Origin of the sequence: Prevotella sp. P2-180 (assembly GCF_002251435.1) — a bacterium.
Taxonomy (GTDB): Bacteria; Bacteroidota; Bacteroidia; order Bacteroidales; family Bacteroidaceae; genus Prevotella.
On sequence record NZ_NPJI01000114.1, the window covers coordinates 26,121 to 40,353 of the forward strand.

The 14,233-nt window shown below is 47.5% G+C and carries 16 protein-coding genes; 4 read left to right on the forward strand and 12 right to left on the reverse strand.

What is annotated here, in order from left to right; translation table 11 throughout:
• Position 1: 1 nt before the first annotated feature.
• The 7 genes from CIK98_RS17060 to CIK98_RS17090 form a co-directional block, all read right to left on the reverse strand.
• On the reverse strand, positions 2 to 1,213 hold the full coding sequence (locus CIK98_RS17060) for a metallophosphoesterase (protein ID WP_094386403.1): 1,212 nt from the start codon (positions 1,211 to 1,213) through the stop codon (positions 2 to 4).
• A complete protein-coding gene (locus CIK98_RS17065; protein ID WP_094386405.1) occupies positions 1,210 to 2,025 on the reverse strand; it encodes a vitamin B12 dependent-methionine synthase activation domain-containing protein in 816 nt (271 codons plus the stop codon). Before CIK98_RS17065 ends, CIK98_RS17060 begins: the two co-directional genes overlap by 4 nt.
• A 12-nt stretch (positions 2,026 to 2,037) precedes the next feature.
• Positions 2,038 to 3,375 (reverse strand): dihydroorotase, encoded by a 1,338-nt coding sequence (locus CIK98_RS17070; protein WP_094386406.1) that lies wholly within the window; start codon positions 3,373 to 3,375, stop codon positions 2,038 to 2,040.
• Positions 3,376 to 3,396: 21 nt separating this feature from the next.
• On the reverse strand, positions 3,397 to 4,188 hold the full coding sequence (locus CIK98_RS17075) for a DUF4369 domain-containing protein (RefSeq protein WP_094386548.1): 792 nt from the start codon (positions 4,186 to 4,188) through the stop codon (positions 3,397 to 3,399).
• 96 nt (positions 4,189 to 4,284) lie between these two features.
• Entirely contained in the window at positions 4,285 to 4,689 is a 405-nt protein-coding gene (locus CIK98_RS17080; protein ID WP_094386408.1) for a hypothetical protein, read from the reverse strand.
• A 14-nt stretch (positions 4,690 to 4,703) separates the two neighbouring features.
• Complete coding sequence (locus CIK98_RS17085; protein ID WP_094386410.1) at positions 4,704 to 5,018, reverse strand: septum formation initiator family protein; 315 nt, start codon at positions 5,016 to 5,018, stop codon at positions 4,704 to 4,706.
• Positions 5,019 to 5,036: 18 nt separating this feature from the next.
• Positions 5,037 to 5,759 carry a Bax inhibitor-1/YccA family protein gene (locus tag CIK98_RS17090; protein ID WP_094386412.1) on the reverse strand — a complete coding sequence of 241 codons (723 nt, stop codon included), beginning with the start codon at positions 5,757 to 5,759 and terminating at the stop codon, positions 5,037 to 5,039.
• A gap of 192 nt (positions 5,760 to 5,951) precedes the next feature.
• Between CIK98_RS17090 and CIK98_RS17095 the strand changes: the two genes are divergently transcribed.
• The 4 genes from CIK98_RS17095 to CIK98_RS17110 are packed head-to-tail and all read left to right on the forward strand — an operon-like array spanning position 5,952 to position 9,268.
• Positions 5,952 to 6,545 (forward strand): GNAT family N-acetyltransferase, encoded by a 594-nt coding sequence (locus CIK98_RS17095; RefSeq protein WP_094386414.1) that lies wholly within the window; start codon positions 5,952 to 5,954, stop codon positions 6,543 to 6,545.
• 26 nt (positions 6,546 to 6,571) lie between these two features.
• Complete coding sequence (locus CIK98_RS17100; protein ID WP_094386415.1) at positions 6,572 to 7,312, forward strand: (Fe-S)-binding protein; 741 nt, start codon at positions 6,572 to 6,574, stop codon at positions 7,310 to 7,312.
• Positions 7,309 to 8,676 carry a lactate utilization protein B gene (locus tag CIK98_RS17105; protein ID WP_094386417.1) on the forward strand — a complete coding sequence of 456 codons (1,368 nt, stop codon included), beginning with the start codon at positions 7,309 to 7,311 and terminating at the stop codon, positions 8,674 to 8,676. Before CIK98_RS17100 ends, CIK98_RS17105 begins: the two co-directional genes overlap by 4 nt.
• A gap of 13 nt (positions 8,677 to 8,689) precedes the next feature.
• The gene (locus CIK98_RS17110; RefSeq protein WP_094386419.1) at positions 8,690 to 9,268 is read left to right on the forward strand and encodes an LUD domain-containing protein; all 579 of its coding nucleotides are present in this window, start codon (positions 8,690 to 8,692) and stop codon (positions 9,266 to 9,268) included.
• Positions 9,269 to 9,323: 55 nt separating this feature from the next.
• Here the strand turns inward: CIK98_RS17110 and CIK98_RS17115 are convergent, their stop codons facing one another.
• The 5 genes from CIK98_RS17115 to CIK98_RS17135 all read right to left on the reverse strand — a co-directional run bounded on the left by CIK98_RS17115 (position 9,324) and on the right by CIK98_RS17135 (position 14,156).
• Positions 9,324 to 10,448: a DegT/DnrJ/EryC1/StrS aminotransferase family protein gene (locus CIK98_RS17115; protein ID WP_094386421.1), complete on the reverse strand. Its 1,125-nt coding sequence runs from the start codon at positions 10,446 to 10,448 to the stop codon at positions 9,324 to 9,326.
• Position 10,449: 1 nt separating this feature from the next.
• Positions 10,450 to 11,388 carry a GNAT family N-acetyltransferase gene (locus CIK98_RS17120; RefSeq protein ID WP_094386423.1) on the reverse strand — a complete coding sequence of 313 codons (939 nt, stop codon included), beginning with the start codon at positions 11,386 to 11,388 and terminating at the stop codon, positions 10,450 to 10,452.
• On the reverse strand, positions 11,385 to 11,783 hold the full coding sequence (locus CIK98_RS17125; RefSeq protein WP_094386425.1) for an FdtA/QdtA family cupin domain-containing protein: 399 nt from the start codon (positions 11,781 to 11,783) through the stop codon (positions 11,385 to 11,387). Before CIK98_RS17125 ends, CIK98_RS17120 begins: the two co-directional genes overlap by 4 nt.
• A 61-nt stretch (positions 11,784 to 11,844) precedes the next feature.
• Positions 11,845 to 13,026: a formate-dependent phosphoribosylglycinamide formyltransferase gene (gene purT, locus CIK98_RS17130; protein ID WP_094386427.1), complete on the reverse strand. Its 1,182-nt coding sequence runs from the start codon at positions 13,024 to 13,026 to the stop codon at positions 11,845 to 11,847.
• Positions 13,023 to 14,156, reverse strand: coding sequence for a dTDP-glucose 4,6-dehydratase (locus tag CIK98_RS17135; RefSeq protein WP_094386429.1), 1,134 nt, complete (start codon positions 14,154 to 14,156; stop codon positions 13,023 to 13,025). The genes purT and CIK98_RS17135 overlap by 4 nt, the downstream gene beginning before the upstream one ends.
• Positions 14,157 to 14,233: the final 77 nt, after the last annotated feature.

Consider the following 14,233-nt stretch of genomic DNA (forward strand, 5'->3'; position numbering starts at 1 on the left):
ATTATATTTTTTTATTGGATTTCCTAAGCGTTATCACCACTATCTCTCCTGGCACTCCAAACCGGAAAGGGATGAATCCTCCCATGCCTGTGGAGACGTTGATGGCACGGCTGCCTTCGTAGAACATGCCGCCCCACTCTCTGTAGATTAGCTGTACGGGACTCCAGCCAAAGATGGAGAACTGCATGGCATGTGTATGACCGCTGAGTGTCAGCTGGGCATTGCTCTGTGGAAGTATCTTGCGTCGCCATGCCGTAGGATCGTGCTGCAGCATGACAACGAAAGCCTTACTGTCTACACCTTTCAGCGTGGCGGATACATTGCCATTCTGGGGAAAATGAACGCCGTCGCCGTCGTTGGCCATTCCGGCAATTACGATGGAGTCGTTGGCGCGGCATACGGAATGGTGTTCGTTAACTAACAGTCGCCAGCCCATCTGCTTCTCAAGACTCATGGTCTCACGCTCGTTAGCCAAACGGGTGGAGGGGTCGGCATTGATATAGTTTGAGTAGTCGTGATTGCCTAGCACAGAGTACACTCCGTCTACGGCCTTTAGAGACGATAGAGTCTTAAGATGAGGATATATCTCTTGGGGCTCGCGGTTCTGCAGGTCGCCGGTAAAGACGATGGCATCAGCACGCTGGGCGTTGATACTGTCAGCAAACTGTTGCAGCAGGTGCTGGCGTAAGGCATCGTAGGTTCCCACATGTGCGTCTGAGAAATGTACTATACGGTAGCCATCGAAAGATGCAGGCAGCAGCGCCGACCGATATTCTACGTGTCGCACTTTTACCTGTGAAAAGCCTGTCGTACAACCATATACTGCAACATACCAAATAGCGGCAACCAAAATGAAGCCGACTATTCGTCCGTAATTGCGCGGCTTATGATGTGTTCTTTTAGTCACAGTCCTAATGGTGCGGCTTGTGATATGACCGAGGAATGTACACAGCGCATATATAGCCTTTGGCACCACGATTGTAGCAAGCAGAAAGAGATAAGTATTCATCAACGAGAAGTCGCGCGGCGCAAAGTCTTTCGACATGACAAGAGCCACCGTTGCGACAATCATCAGCAGCGATGGCAGCAGTAGCAATACACACCTTACCTTTCTCACCTTTTTGTCGGCCTTGCTTATTACATATCGTCTGAAAAGCCAAGTGTCTGACAGTATTATTGCCAATAATATCGGTATGAATATTTTTGTTATCATGTCTCTCTCGTTATCGGATTAAGAAACTTTTTCATTATTTCCATAGGCACTCCCCGTCGGAGCGCGTAGTCGGCGAGTTGGTCTTGGCCTATGGCTCCAATACTGAAATAGCGGGCTTGTGGATGGGCCATCATCAGTCCGCTTACGGAGGCATGCGGTTTCATTGCCCCGTTTTGTGTGAGCCTCACTCCTATGTCTGCGAAGTGAAGTATGTTGTCGAGCACAAAGTTTAGGCTGGCGTCGGGCAGAGAGGGATAGCCCACGGCGGGGCGTATGCCTTGGAATTTCTCCACATGCAACTCTTCGATGGTAAGTTGCTCGCAGGGAGCATAACCCCAGTAGGTTCGGCGCACCTCCTCGTGCATTTTCTCTGCCGTGGCCTCTGCAAGGCGGTCGGCTATGAGCTGCATCATCATACGTTCGAAGTCGTCAGAGGCATATTCTGTCTCAAGGCGTATATCTACTGATGTGACAAAAATCCCCATGGTATCTGCAATGCCTTGTTGAATGGGACGAATGAAGTCGGCGAGACAGAGGCATGGGGCAGTGTCGCCCTGTGGTTTCTGCTGGCGCAACATGGGCAGGCGATGTCCGGAGAAAAGGATGTCGTCACCATCGCTGTTTGCGTCGCCAATGGCAAAGAGGGCGTAGGTGTGGTGGTCGGATTCGAGGTCTCTCATCCTTTGCACTGCCTGGTGCCGAAGCCGCTGTTGCTCGTCGTGGTCTTTCACTTGCCATGCATGATAGAAATATGCCCAATTTATGTATGGCAGTACTTCGCTGATGCGGTATGTGAGGCGTTGTCTGTTCATTTGCCTTAACTATTACTCCCTGAATCTCACGGCTTCCGCCGCATTGGTGTCTACGATATGACCGTTGGCAAATACTGTTTTTCCGTTGCAGAAAGTGCGCTCTACTCTCCACGAGAAGGTGTGTCCCTCGAATGGTGTCCATCCGCATTTGCTCATTACATTGTCGGCTCTCACTGTCCATGGCTCCACCTTACGCACCATCACAAGATCGGCCTTGTATCCTTTTCTTATGAAGCCGCGTTTTGACACGTTGAATATCTTTGCCGGATTGTGACACATGAGTTCCACAAGTCGTTCCATGCTTATCACACCTTGGTCGAGGAGTTCGAGCATAGAGAGCAATGAGTATTGTATCGAGGGCATGCCAGAGGCGGCTTTGGCAGCACCTCCTAGTTTGTCGGATAGCAGGTGAGGCGCATGGTCGGTGGCCACAACGCTAATTCTGCCATCGGCAAGCGCCTTACGCAGCTCGGCCTGGTCTTCGGCTGTCTTTATAGACGGGTTCACCTTTATGAGAGTGCCGATCCGGGCATAGTCGCGGTCATTAAACATCAGATGTCCTATCACAGCTTCGGTTGTGATATTTTTGTCGTCCGGCCGCAACAGATTCAGTTCCTCTCGAGTGGAGATGTGTGCCAAATGCAGCTGTGTGCCGTGCCGGCGTGCCATATCCACTGCAACCTTTGAACATTCCACGCAAGCCTCGCGGCTACGTATCTCAGGATGGTGTGTCACGTCAGGATCGTTGCCATAAAGTCGTTTTGCTTCTGCCATGTTGGCATTGATTATGGCAGTGTCTTCACAATGTGTCATTATGGGCATGTTGGCTGTGGCGAATATTTGGTCGAGGGTTTGTTTCTTGTCCACAAGCATATTGCCTGTCGATGAGCCCATAAAGAGTTTTATTCCTGGCACTATGTGTGGGTCAAGGCTTGAAAACTGGGCGATATTGTCATTAGTGGCTCCAAAGAAGAAAGAATAGTTCACTACGCTTTCACGCCTTGCTATGTCGAACTTCTGCATCAGCGCATCCACTGAGGTGGTTTGAGGCACTGTGTTTGGCATGTCAAAATATGTGGTGACTCCTCCTGCGGCAGCAGCTCTCGACTCTGTCGCGATGTCTGCTTTTTGTGTCAGTCCGGGCTGGCGGAAATGCACGTGGTCGTCGATGACACCAGGCAAAAGGAAACAGCCCGTGGCATCCACTACATTAATGTCGTGAGTTGCCTTGGGCTGTTGGTCTGTAGCTTCCTTACCGATGTAACATATAACGTCTTCGTTTATCAAGACGTCAATATTTTCTATTACCCCGTCGGTTACGACGGTGGCATTCTTTATCAGTGTGGTCATTACTTATAAAATGAAGTATGTTTACTTTATTGAGTCGGCTTTTTGTTGGATTACCGTAGGCAGATTGTTGACTCTGGTAGTGTCGGCAACAACAGGTTTTGCCGGTGATCCATCAGGTTCCAATCCCTGCATTCTTGCCTCGTTTTCAGTGGCGGTCTTGTAATAGTCGCTTACGTAGGGGTCGTTTTTGAACTTCTCCGTTGCCTTGCTCATGATATCCTCTATCTGCGGTGTGAGTATTGGGTATTGGTATCCGCTCGTGATCATCATGAACACACCTGGACCGAGCACGTTGTCAAAGTTCTCAATAATAAAAGATGTGACGAGTTGGTCTTCTTCCTTTGCTATTTTCTCTGCTTCGATACTGAGTTTTTGATTTATCTCGTCTTCATCGATGCCTTCAAGCATCATTTGGCTTTGTTTGTGTGCGAGCTCGTTCATGCGATTGTCGAGCTGGCTGTGCTTGTCAATAAAGTCGTAGAGTTTTTCGTTGAGTGGTGTTCCGCCAACCTTTTGACTTGCATTGTCAATTTTAATTACTATCTCACCTTCCTCCAATACCACAGGCATAATACTTTGGTCATCCATAAAAAGGTTGACCATACGCACAGTGTCGAGAGTTCCCGTGAAGTGGAATTGTCCATGAACCACGTCACAAGAATCTATGTTTTTAAGTTCGTTGTTCTTTATGGCCTTAAGATAAAGCTTACTGCCATCGAGCGACGAAACAGACGACGACCCCTGCACGTTATACTGTCCTGTGCAAGAGATGAGAAGTGCCATAAAGGCGAGAGTGTATAAAATTTTCTTCATAATAAATATCATTCCGTTGAATTTACGTACAAATGTACTAAAGAAACCCGAAGTAACGAAATATTTTTATGCTATTTAAAACATTCGAGCTTTATTTTATGATTTTTTTTCTTCTTTGGCAATTTCTTTGTCTATTCGGAAGTATGAGTACAACTGAAGCAAAGCTGCTAAGAATAATGTCACAACCCAATTGTTGTGGATGTATTGGGCATACGTGAGCGCATTGAACCCGAACATGTTTTCCTGGTTGGCAAACATCAGAAACGCAGTGGCGATGAAAAGGACATCGCTGAATATCAGCATCTGTCTTAGCCTAATGATAGAGATGTTTGTTCCTTCGTATGACTGTTTGAACTGCATAAGCACAAATGCTGCCACTCCCATAGAAAAGAGATATGGCGCCCAGGACATATTCAAAATATTTGCCAACACACCGGCAACTATTAAAATAGCACCGGCAATGAAAATTGCATTTTCTACTTTGTTCAGCTGTTTGATCATAATTAGTTTTAAGATTATTTGTCATAGTCACTCAGCACAAAGATATCTTCGTCTTCCTGCTTCATGAAATAATGCTCGCGTGCTATCTCTACAACCGCCTTCGGGTCGGTGTCGAGTCTACGGAGCTTGGTGTTGTCACGCTCGTACTGGCCTTGGTAGTATTCTATTTCCTTCGTCAGCTCCGATATCTTCTGCTTGTTATGGATGTGATTCCATACGCTAGCGTCGCCGACGAAGCCTACAATGACCACGCCGGCAACTATTACTATGATGTATTTCAGAAATCGTGATTTGCGCAAGAAAACAGAAATCCAGCCGATATTTTTCATTACACCTTATTTATTTAATTAGTCTCTCTTCGAGCCGAGAATGCGGAGAAGATAGATAAAGAGGTTGATGAAATCAAGATAAAGGGTAAGAGCTCCAAGAAGGGCAAGTTTTTGACCTTGCTCGCCTCCTGCTCCTTGGGAAAGGAGCATCTCCTTAATTTTCTGGGAGTCATATGCGGTGAGACCAACGAAGACGAATACGCCTACGTAGCTGATTATCATCGACATACCTTCACTGCCAATAAACATGTTGACGATAGTGGCAATGATGATGCCTATGAGAGCCATAAACAATAAGCGGCCTATCGAAGTGAGGTCTTTCTTCGTGGTATAGCCAAAGATGGCCATCGCGGCAAAGGTGCCGGCGGTGATGAAGAAAACACTGGTGATGGATGACATCGTATAGGCAAGGAAAATGAACGAGAGAAGGGCACCGTTAATTACCGAATAGGCAACGAACATGAGGGTCGCCGTGGTGAGTGACAAACGATTGATGGCACCACTCACTCCAAACACAAGGGCGAACTCGGCTATGACAAGACCAAAGAATAGCACCTTGTTGGTGGCCAAGGCCATGAGAAGACCTGGACTGGTGGCCACGCCATATGCCGTTGCTCCTGTAAGAACGAGGGCAAGAGTCATCCAAACATAAACTTTTCTCATCAATGCTGGAAAGGCTGACGAAAGAAACAATTCTTTGTCATGGGCAGCTGTATCCAACTGAAAATTGTTGTAATTCATATTCTATATACGTTTAATTAATAAATGCGAATACAAAGTTACTACTTTTCATTTGAAAATGCAAGAAAACATCCAATCTTATAGCATTTTTTGCAGATTATTTTAGTATCTTTAATTATTTAACGTCTTTTTCCTTGCGAAAACAAATAAAACTCACTAACTTTGCAGTGTTGAATACTTAAATGTTTAAACATGGACAACGACAACATTATTATTCGCTTGGCAAGACCCGACGAAGCAGAACACGTGGCAAAACTGATAATGACTGCCATGACTGAAGAATGTTGCCTTTGGTTCTGCGGCAAAGACCACGACATAGGCGACTTTCACAAGGTCATGACCGAACTCGTAAAGCAAGAAGACAGTCAGTATAGCTTCCTAAACACGCTTTGTGCCGTTGACAGTCACGACAACATTGTGGGAATTCTTACAAGTTATGACGGTGGAAGACTGCATGAATTTAGACAGAGGTTTATTGAAGCTGCAAAGATGGCATGGGGTATAGACCACAGCAACATTCCAGACGAAACCGGACCTGGCGAATTGTATCTCGACTCCTTGGCCGTAGAACCTTCAAGCCGTGGGAAGGGCATAGCATCAAAACTGATCGAGGCAAGCGTGGACAAGGCGCGGAAGATGGGATTACCCTTCACCGGCCTCCTCGTAGACACTTCCAATCCACGAGCCGAAGCCCTCTACACAAGACTAGGATTCAGGGTGGAAGGCACTAACCAATGGGGCGGACACCCTATGAGGCACATGGTGAAGTTAACTTCAAATAGATAAAAACAATATATTTATATATACACAACATGAAAATAGGACTTTTTATTCCTTGTTATGTCGATGCACTCTACCCAGAGGTAGGCGTGGCCACATACAAGCTCCTCAAAAACCTTGGTGTTGAAGTGGAATACCCGCTTGACCAGACATGCTGCGGACAGCCTATGGCCAATGCCGGATTTGAGGAAATGGGCAAGAAGGTTGCAGTCTCGTTCGACGAGAAATTCTCTTCTTTCGACTATGTAGTAGCACCGTCAGCCAGCTGTGCTGCTTTTGTAAAACTAAACCATCCGAGAATGCTCGGAGAACACAAACACGAATGTATGGCGTCAGACAAAATCATGGACGTAGTGGAATTCATTCACGACGTGCTGAAACCGAAGTCGCTGCCAGGACGTTTTCCACACGTGGTCAGCGTACACAACTCCTGCCACGGAGTGCGCGAACTAGGCCTGTCTTCACCAAGCGAACGAAACGTGGAGAAATTCTCAAAGATTAAAGACCTTTTGAAAATGGTTGACGGGATAACAGTGAAAGAACCGGAACGTCCCGACGAGTGTTGCGGATTTGGCGGCATGTTCTCTGTGGAGGAACCTGACGTGTCAGTACAAATGGGCACCGACAAGCTAGAACGCCACATAGCCACTGGTGCCGAATACATCACAGGTCCCGACTCCTCATGCCTCATGCACATGCAGGGCATTGCCAAACGCTTGGGTAAACCAATTCAATTCATTCATGTAGTACAGATTCTATCAGCAGGACTATGAGCACATTACATTCTAAAGCCGCAGAGACATTCCTCAAAAACGCCGACAAGGCAAAATGGCACGATGCCACATTCTGGTCGGTAAGAAACAAAAGAGACAACATGGCCATGAACCTCGACGAGTGGGAACAACTACGCGAGATGGCAAGCGAGATAAAACGACACACCATTACACACATGGACCACTATCTCGAACTCTTCGCACAAAATGCCGAACGAAACGGGGTAATAGTCCACTGGGCTCGTGACGCAAAGGAGTTTAACGAGACGGTGCTGGACATTCTGCAAAAGCACGACGTGAAGAAAATGGTGAAGAGCAAGTCAATGCTCACCGAAGAATGCGAAATGAACCCATTCCTCGAGAAAAACGGCATCGAGGTGGTGGAAACTGACCTTGGCGAACGCATCATTCAGCTATTGCACTCTAAGCCAAGCCACATCGTGATGCCGGCAATACATATCACACAGGAGGAGGTGGGACAACTGTTTGAGAAGGAACTTGGAAGCGAAAAAGGCAATTATGACCCTACATATCTTACTTACTGCGCGCGAATGAGCCTGAGAAACGAGTTTATGACAGCTCAAGCGGGAATGACGGGCGCTAACTTCGGAGTGGCGGCTACTGGCGACATCGTAGTATGCACCAACGAGGGTAACGCCGACATGTCTACATCCATGCCTAAGCTACACATAGCAGCCATTGGATTGGAAAAGGTTATTCCCGACTACAAATCGCTCGCCGTATTCCAAAGACTGCTGTGCCGAAGCGGTACTGGACAGCCTACTACCACATACACTTCTCACTTCCGGAAAGCTCGACCCGACGCCGAAATGCACATCATTCTCGTTGACAATGGAAGAAGCGATATCATTGCCGACCGCAACCACTGGGAGACGCTAAAGTGCATAAGATGCGGTTCGTGTATGAACACTTGTCCTGTATACAGACGTAGCGGAGGTTACTCCTACACCTACTTCATTCCAGGTCCCATAGGTATCAACCTCGGAATGCTGCGCGACCGCTACACTCACTCTGAAAACGTGAGCGCATGTTCTCTATGCTGCTCTTGCGACAACGTCTGCCCCGCAAAGGTGAACCTTTCAGAACAAATATACCTCTGGAGACAGATGCTCGACAAACTGCAGCGTGCCAACAAGGAGAAAAAGCTCATGAGCAAAGGAATGAAGTTCATTTTCGACCGTCCACGACTCTACTCCACCGCACTCAAATTCGCTCCGTTAGTCAACCATGCCCCACGTTTCATGGTATACAACTCGCTGAACGCATGGGGTAAAGGTCGCGAAATGCCGGAGTTTGCCAAAGAGTCGTTCCAGTCGATGTGGAAGAACGGAAAAGTAAAATAACGGAAGAATAATTATGAAAAAGGAAGAATTACTCTCGAAGATAAGGAAAAATATCAATAAAACTTACGACATGCCGTCGTTCGACAACATGAAAGGCGTGGTGTACGACGATAAGCTAAAACAGTTTGCGGAAATGAGCAAGACTGTTGGAGGTAAAGTGGTGGAACTACAGGAAGGACAGGACATTAACGAGCTGATAAGGAAAACATATCCTGAAGCCAAGGTTATTGCGTCAAACCTCAAGGAGATAACCATCGCCAACCGCAACCCTGACTTGGTGGTGGAGGCAAACGACCTCAACGGCACAGACGTGGGTGTGGTGAAAGGTATGTTTGGTGTGGCTGAGAATGGTTGCATCTGGATACCGCAGACAATGAAGGAAAAAGCCGTTTGCTTCATCAGCGAGTATCTTGTGATACTGCTCGACAAGAGTCAGATCGTAAATAACATGCACGAGGCTTATGCTCGTATAGAGTTCAACGACTACGGCTATGGTTGTTTCATCAGCGGTCCCTCAAAAACCGCCGATATTGCCCAGGCTCTTGTCATGGGAGCCCAAGCTGCACGTGGAGTAACCGTTGTGCTGACATAGTATACAGACGCTTCGGGGATGCGTGACGTTCGCATCCCCGAAACATAGAAATATATTATAAGCTCTCCCATTCATTCAACACAGAAATGATATAAGACACTTCATCGTATGTCATCGACGAGTTACAGGGGAGACTGAGTTCCTGGTTATGAATTTGTTCCGTAACTGGAAGTCCTTTTGTTGGCTTTACTATCAACGGAGAGGAAGCATAACACTTCTGTAGATGTGGCGGTATGGGATAATGTATCATGGTTTGAATGCCCTTTTGGGTCAGATACTGCTGGAGACTGTCTCTATTCTTAGTCAATATGGGGAAGATATGAAACACATTGTTTAGCCAGTAAGTCTCCGAAGGAAGTGTCAAGGCTGGATTAGCAATCTCCCTAATATAGCGTAGAGCGATAGCATGCCTGTAACTATTCTCATTATTGACATGGTGTAGTTTCACGTCAAGTATGGCTGCCTGCAATTCGTCAAGGCGACTGTTGCGACCGCAATAGTCGAAATGATACTTGCGCGACGAGCCATAATTGGCAAGCGTGCGGAAGATGCATGCCAAGGATTTGTCATTGGTGGTTATGGCGCCACCATCGCCAAGGGCACCAAGGTTCTTTCCTGGATAGAAACTGTGACAAACCACTGGTAAGGGAAAGAGTTTGTCAGGATAGTTCAACGATAATCCGTGACCTTGGGCATTGTCTACTATTAAACGCAGCTTATGTTCAAGGCATATCTTCCCTACCTTTGGGGTGAATGCGTTTTTGCCATAAAGGTTTACGAGCATAATGGCACGGGTGCGTTCGGTAATGGCTGCCTCTATTTTTCGGTCGTCTATCTGGAATGTGTCCTTTCTTGGCTCCACGAGCACAGCCTTCAGATGGTTTTCGGTAATGGCGAGTATAGTGGCAATATAGGTGTTGGCTGGCACTATCACCTCATCGCCTTTCTCCATCTCTCCTGATTCTATAAGAGAGCGAAGTGTAATAGTGAGTGCATCAAGTCCGTTGGCACAACCCACACAATATGACATGCCGCAATAGTCGGCATAATGACTTTCAAAGCGCCGGTTTGCCTCGCCTTGCAGGAACCATCCGCTATCAACCACTTCTGTCACGGCCTCAAGAATTTCTTCCCTGTATGATTCAGTGATTTTTTTAAGGTTTAGATATTTTATGTCCATATTATAAACTCCATTCGTATGTGTCATAACAAACTCCCCGACCGCCATATCCTTCTTTCTGGAATATCAGTCCTTCATTGAGTTTATGGCCAAGGTCTTCTGTCGATTTTCCAAATTCGAAGTATTGGAAAGAAGATTGAAACTTCTCTATGAGAGTATGAAAAAGCAGGTCGAGAGCTCCCAATGCCTTTCCTTCCGGAGACGCTGAGATGTATTGGACGTGTACCGTCGGCCAAGACTTAAACACAACCACTCCTGCCAGCACCCTACCTTCTCTATTAGCATGATAGAGTTCTATGGCTTCAAACCGTGAGGCAAGGAGTTCTATCTCCTTTAGGCTGTGGACCGGGTGTACTCCATAGCGCTCCATAAGGTTTGTGTCGAGCACTTGCCAAAAGTCGGCAAAATTTATGGCACGCTCTATTGTCACTCCTTCACGCAGCGCTTTCTTTACATGCCTCCTGCGCATTTCCATAAACGGCAATGGGCAAGACAAATCTATGGCTGTGGAAATGTCTCTACCGGTGAGGCGGAAATCACAACGGCGAAACAAGGCATAGAGGTCTTCCTCTGAAGGGTAACGGTGGTAGATCCATGGTGTAGGCTTGTATACAACGTGTCTGAAACCATGTGCCGAAAGCCAGTAGTTCATGGCGTCTATCGCCTCTATGGCCAATGAAGCACGAAATCCGTCGCCTGACACAAGTCCGCCATAGGTCAGACCATGATGAGAGTGCAGCGTATCGTCTTCTGCATTGGCCGGCAAGACGGCAACCAGCCTTCCGCGCTCGTCACGGAACATAAGCGAGCAGTCGTCGAAACGGTCGCTATGATAGTCCATGTAACGGCGGTCAAAAAGAAAGGTTCCATTACGCGAAAAGACAACATGACGGTTCCATTCCTCTGCCATGGATGGCTGGTATCTTTCGACTTCTATCATGTTACGTATTCTAGAAATTCATCGTAATCATACCAATAGTCAGCCTCGTCAAATAGCTCTGAGGCCAACACTAAGCATACAGCTCCAGAAGAGAAGTCTTCGAGTGTTCGCCATATTCCAGTCGGTACGAAAAGTCCTTCCCAGGGATGATTGAGATGGTAGTCTTGCTTGTGCCCCTTACCATCGTCGAGTGTCACCGTAAATGAACCACTCACCGCTATGATAAACTCCACACACTCCTTATGGGCGTGTCCTCCCCTACTCTCTCCTGCCGGCACGTCATACGTCCAATACACCCTTTTCACCTCAAATGGCACGTTCTTCATCTGCTCTGCTACCGTGAGATTTCCCCTCGGATCGCATATCTTTGGCAATTCTATTATCTTACCAAGCATAATCTATTCTAATCAAGATGACAAGACCACTCATCATCTTATAATAATCATACCAGAATAATCAGAATACAGTATATGGGTCAGTGCCGAGGATAGTCTTGGCGGCTGCCTTGGCCTTATCCCGGAGACTGTCAGTAGAGTCGGTCACTTCGCCGTAGCAGAGCACAACGCCCATACGACGACCCACGTGGGCTTCGGGTTTGCCGAAGATGCGGATGCGGGTGCGGTCCTGCTTTAGGGCTTCCACCATATTATATGGCAGTGGGTCAGTGGATTCTACGGGAGATAGTATCACGGCCGAGGCTCCGGCGTGCTCGAGATGGATGCCTGCTATGGGCAGACCCATTACTGCACGGAAGTGGAGCTCAAACTCTGAGAGGTTGGTGGTGTGGCCAAGAGTCACCATGCCAGTATCGTGAGGACGCGGTGAAAGCTCGCTGAATATCACCTCGCCTTGTTTGGTAAGGAAGAACTCCACGCCCCAGATGCCAGCTCCAGTGAGCGCACTGGTCACTTCTTCAGCCATGTGCTGGGCGTCTGCAAGCGCCTTGTCGCTTATCTTATACGGCTGCCACGACTCACGGTAGTCGCCAGCTTTCTGTACGTGGCCGATAGGTGGACAAAAAAGTGTGGAACCGTCTTTCTGTGTCACGGTGAGCAAGGTGAACTCTGAGTCGAAATCAATAAATTCTTCTATTATCACTTCTTTCACGTCGCCTCGGCTGCCTTCCATGGCATCGGCAAAAGCCTTTTCAAGCTCTTCGTCGCTGTGGACATAACTCTGTCCATGGCCCGATGACGACATGAGCGGCTTCACAACGCAAGGGAATCCAATCTCATCGGCAGCTTTTTTAAACTCCTCAAACGTTTTGGCATAGAAGTACTTGGCAGTACGCAATCCAAGTTCGCGTGAGGCGAGGTCACGTATGGCACGGCGGTTCATGGTAAAGTTCACGGCACGCGCACTGGGAACCACTTGTATTCCTTGCTTCTCGAAGTCAAAGAGTCGCTCGGTGCGTATGGCCTCAATCTCGGGCACAATAATGTCGGGACGATGTTTCTCCACAACCTTTGCAAGAGCGTCGCCATCAAGCATTGAGAACACTTCACGCTCGTCTGCCACCTGCATTGCCGGCGCGTTGTCGTATCTGTCGCAGGCAATGACATACTGCCCCGCCCTCTTTGCTGCAATCACAAATTCCTTGCCCAGTTCGCCCGAGCCTAAAAGCAATATCTTTTTCATCTATTGTCGTACATCTTTTCGTAATACTTCTGATAATCACCGCTAGTCACGTTGTCCAACCATTCCTGATTGTCAAGATACCAACGTACGGTTTTCTCTATACCTTCCTCAAACTGCAGCGACGGTTCCCAACCGAGTTCTTTCTGGAGCTTCGTTGAGTCAATGGCGTATCGGGCATCATGACCCAGACGGTCTGTCACGTAGGTTATCAAGTCCATGTCCTCGCCTTCCTTTCTTCCCAACAGGCGATCTACAGTCTTTATCACCACCTTGATGATGTCGATGTTCTTCCACTCGTTAAAACCGCCGATATTATAGGTCTCAGCTACTTTTCCCTCGTGGAAGATGAGTTCGATGGCACGGGCATGGTCTTCAACAAAGAGCCAGTCGCGTACGTTTTCTCCCTTACCATATACAGGCAGAGGCTTGCGATGGCGGATATTGTTGATAAACAGAGGTATGAGCTTTTCCGGGAATTGGTAAGGACCATAATTGTTGGAGCAGTTAGTCACGATGGTCGGCATGCCGTAAGTGTCGTGATATGCCCTTACGAAATGGTCAGAACCAGCCTTGGAAGCCGAATAGGGAGAGTGTGGATTGTACTTCGTCGTCTCAAGGAAAAAGTCTTCTCCATAGGCTTCGTGATGTTCCGACGACGATGCCTTGGTGGTGAACGGAGGCTCGATGCCTTCAGGATGTGTCATGGATAGAGCTCCATACACCTCGTCTGTGGAAATGTGGTAGAAGCGCTTGCCTTCATACTTCTCTGGCAGCGACTCCCAGTAGAGCTTTGCAGCCTGAAGAAGTGAAAGGGTACCCATCACATTTGTGCGAGCAAAAGTAAAGGGATCCTTGATAGAGCGGTCTACATGGCTCTCGGCGGCAAGATGAATGATACCATCCACCTTCTCATCTTGCATCAAACGATAGAAGGCGTCGAAGTCGCATATGTCCATCTTCACAAACTTATAATTGGGGCGGTCTTCAATGTCCTTGAGATTGGCAAGGTTGCCCGCATATGTCAGTTTGTCAAGATTGATGATGCGATACTCTGGATATTTGTTCACGAAAAGTCTTACGACGTGGGAACCGATGAATCCGGCTCCGCCTGTAATCACTATTGTCTTCATTCTACAAAACTAAAAAATTTTTTGCAAAGATAAGTATTTTTTTTGTATCTTGCAACTAAATACGTCGAATTTTTTTT

Bases quoted from the DNA above. Each gene is read 5' to 3' on its own strand.
- CIK98_RS17060 (WP_094386403.1), bottom strand. From the start codon at position 1,213: ATGATAACAAAAATATTCATACCGATATTATTGGCAATAATACTGTCA.
- CIK98_RS17065 (WP_094386405.1), bottom strand. From the start codon at position 2,025: ATGAACAGACAACGCCTCACATACCGCATCAGCGAAGTACTGCCATAC.
- CIK98_RS17070 (WP_094386406.1), bottom strand. From the start codon at position 3,375: ATGACCACACTGATAAAGAATGCCACCGTCGTAACCGACGGGGTAATA.
- CIK98_RS17075 (WP_094386548.1), bottom strand. From the start codon at position 4,188: ATGAAGAAAATTTTATACACTCTCGCCTTTATGGCACTTCTCATCTCT.
- CIK98_RS17080 (WP_094386408.1), bottom strand. From the start codon at position 4,689: ATGATCAAACAGCTGAACAAAGTAGAAAATGCAATTTTCATTGCCGGT.
- CIK98_RS17085 (WP_094386410.1), bottom strand. From the start codon at position 5,018: ATGAAAAATATCGGCTGGATTTCTGTTTTCTTGCGCAAATCACGATTT.
- CIK98_RS17090 (WP_094386412.1), bottom strand. From the start codon at position 5,759: ATGAATTACAACAATTTTCAGTTGGATACAGCTGCCCATGACAAAGAA.
- CIK98_RS17095 (WP_094386414.1), top strand. From the start codon at position 5,952: ATGGACAACGACAACATTATTATTCGCTTGGCAAGACCCGACGAAGCA.
- CIK98_RS17100 (WP_094386415.1), top strand. From the start codon at position 6,572: ATGAAAATAGGACTTTTTATTCCTTGTTATGTCGATGCACTCTACCCA.
- CIK98_RS17105 (WP_094386417.1), top strand. From the start codon at position 7,309: ATGAGCACATTACATTCTAAAGCCGCAGAGACATTCCTCAAAAACGCC.
- CIK98_RS17110 (WP_094386419.1), top strand. From the start codon at position 8,690: ATGAAAAAGGAAGAATTACTCTCGAAGATAAGGAAAAATATCAATAAA.
- CIK98_RS17115 (WP_094386421.1), bottom strand. From the start codon at position 10,448: ATGGACATAAAATATCTAAACCTTAAAAAAATCACTGAATCATACAGG.
- CIK98_RS17120 (WP_094386423.1), bottom strand. From the start codon at position 11,388: ATGATAGAAGTCGAAAGATACCAGCCATCCATGGCAGAGGAATGGAAC.
- CIK98_RS17125 (WP_094386425.1), bottom strand. From the start codon at position 11,783: ATGCTTGGTAAGATAATAGAATTGCCAAAGATATGCGATCCGAGGGGA.
- purT (WP_094386427.1), bottom strand. From the start codon at position 13,026: ATGAAAAAGATATTGCTTTTAGGCTCGGGCGAACTGGGCAAGGAATTT.
- CIK98_RS17135 (WP_094386429.1), bottom strand. From the start codon at position 14,156: ATGAAGACAATAGTGATTACAGGCGGAGCCGGATTCATCGGTTCCCAC.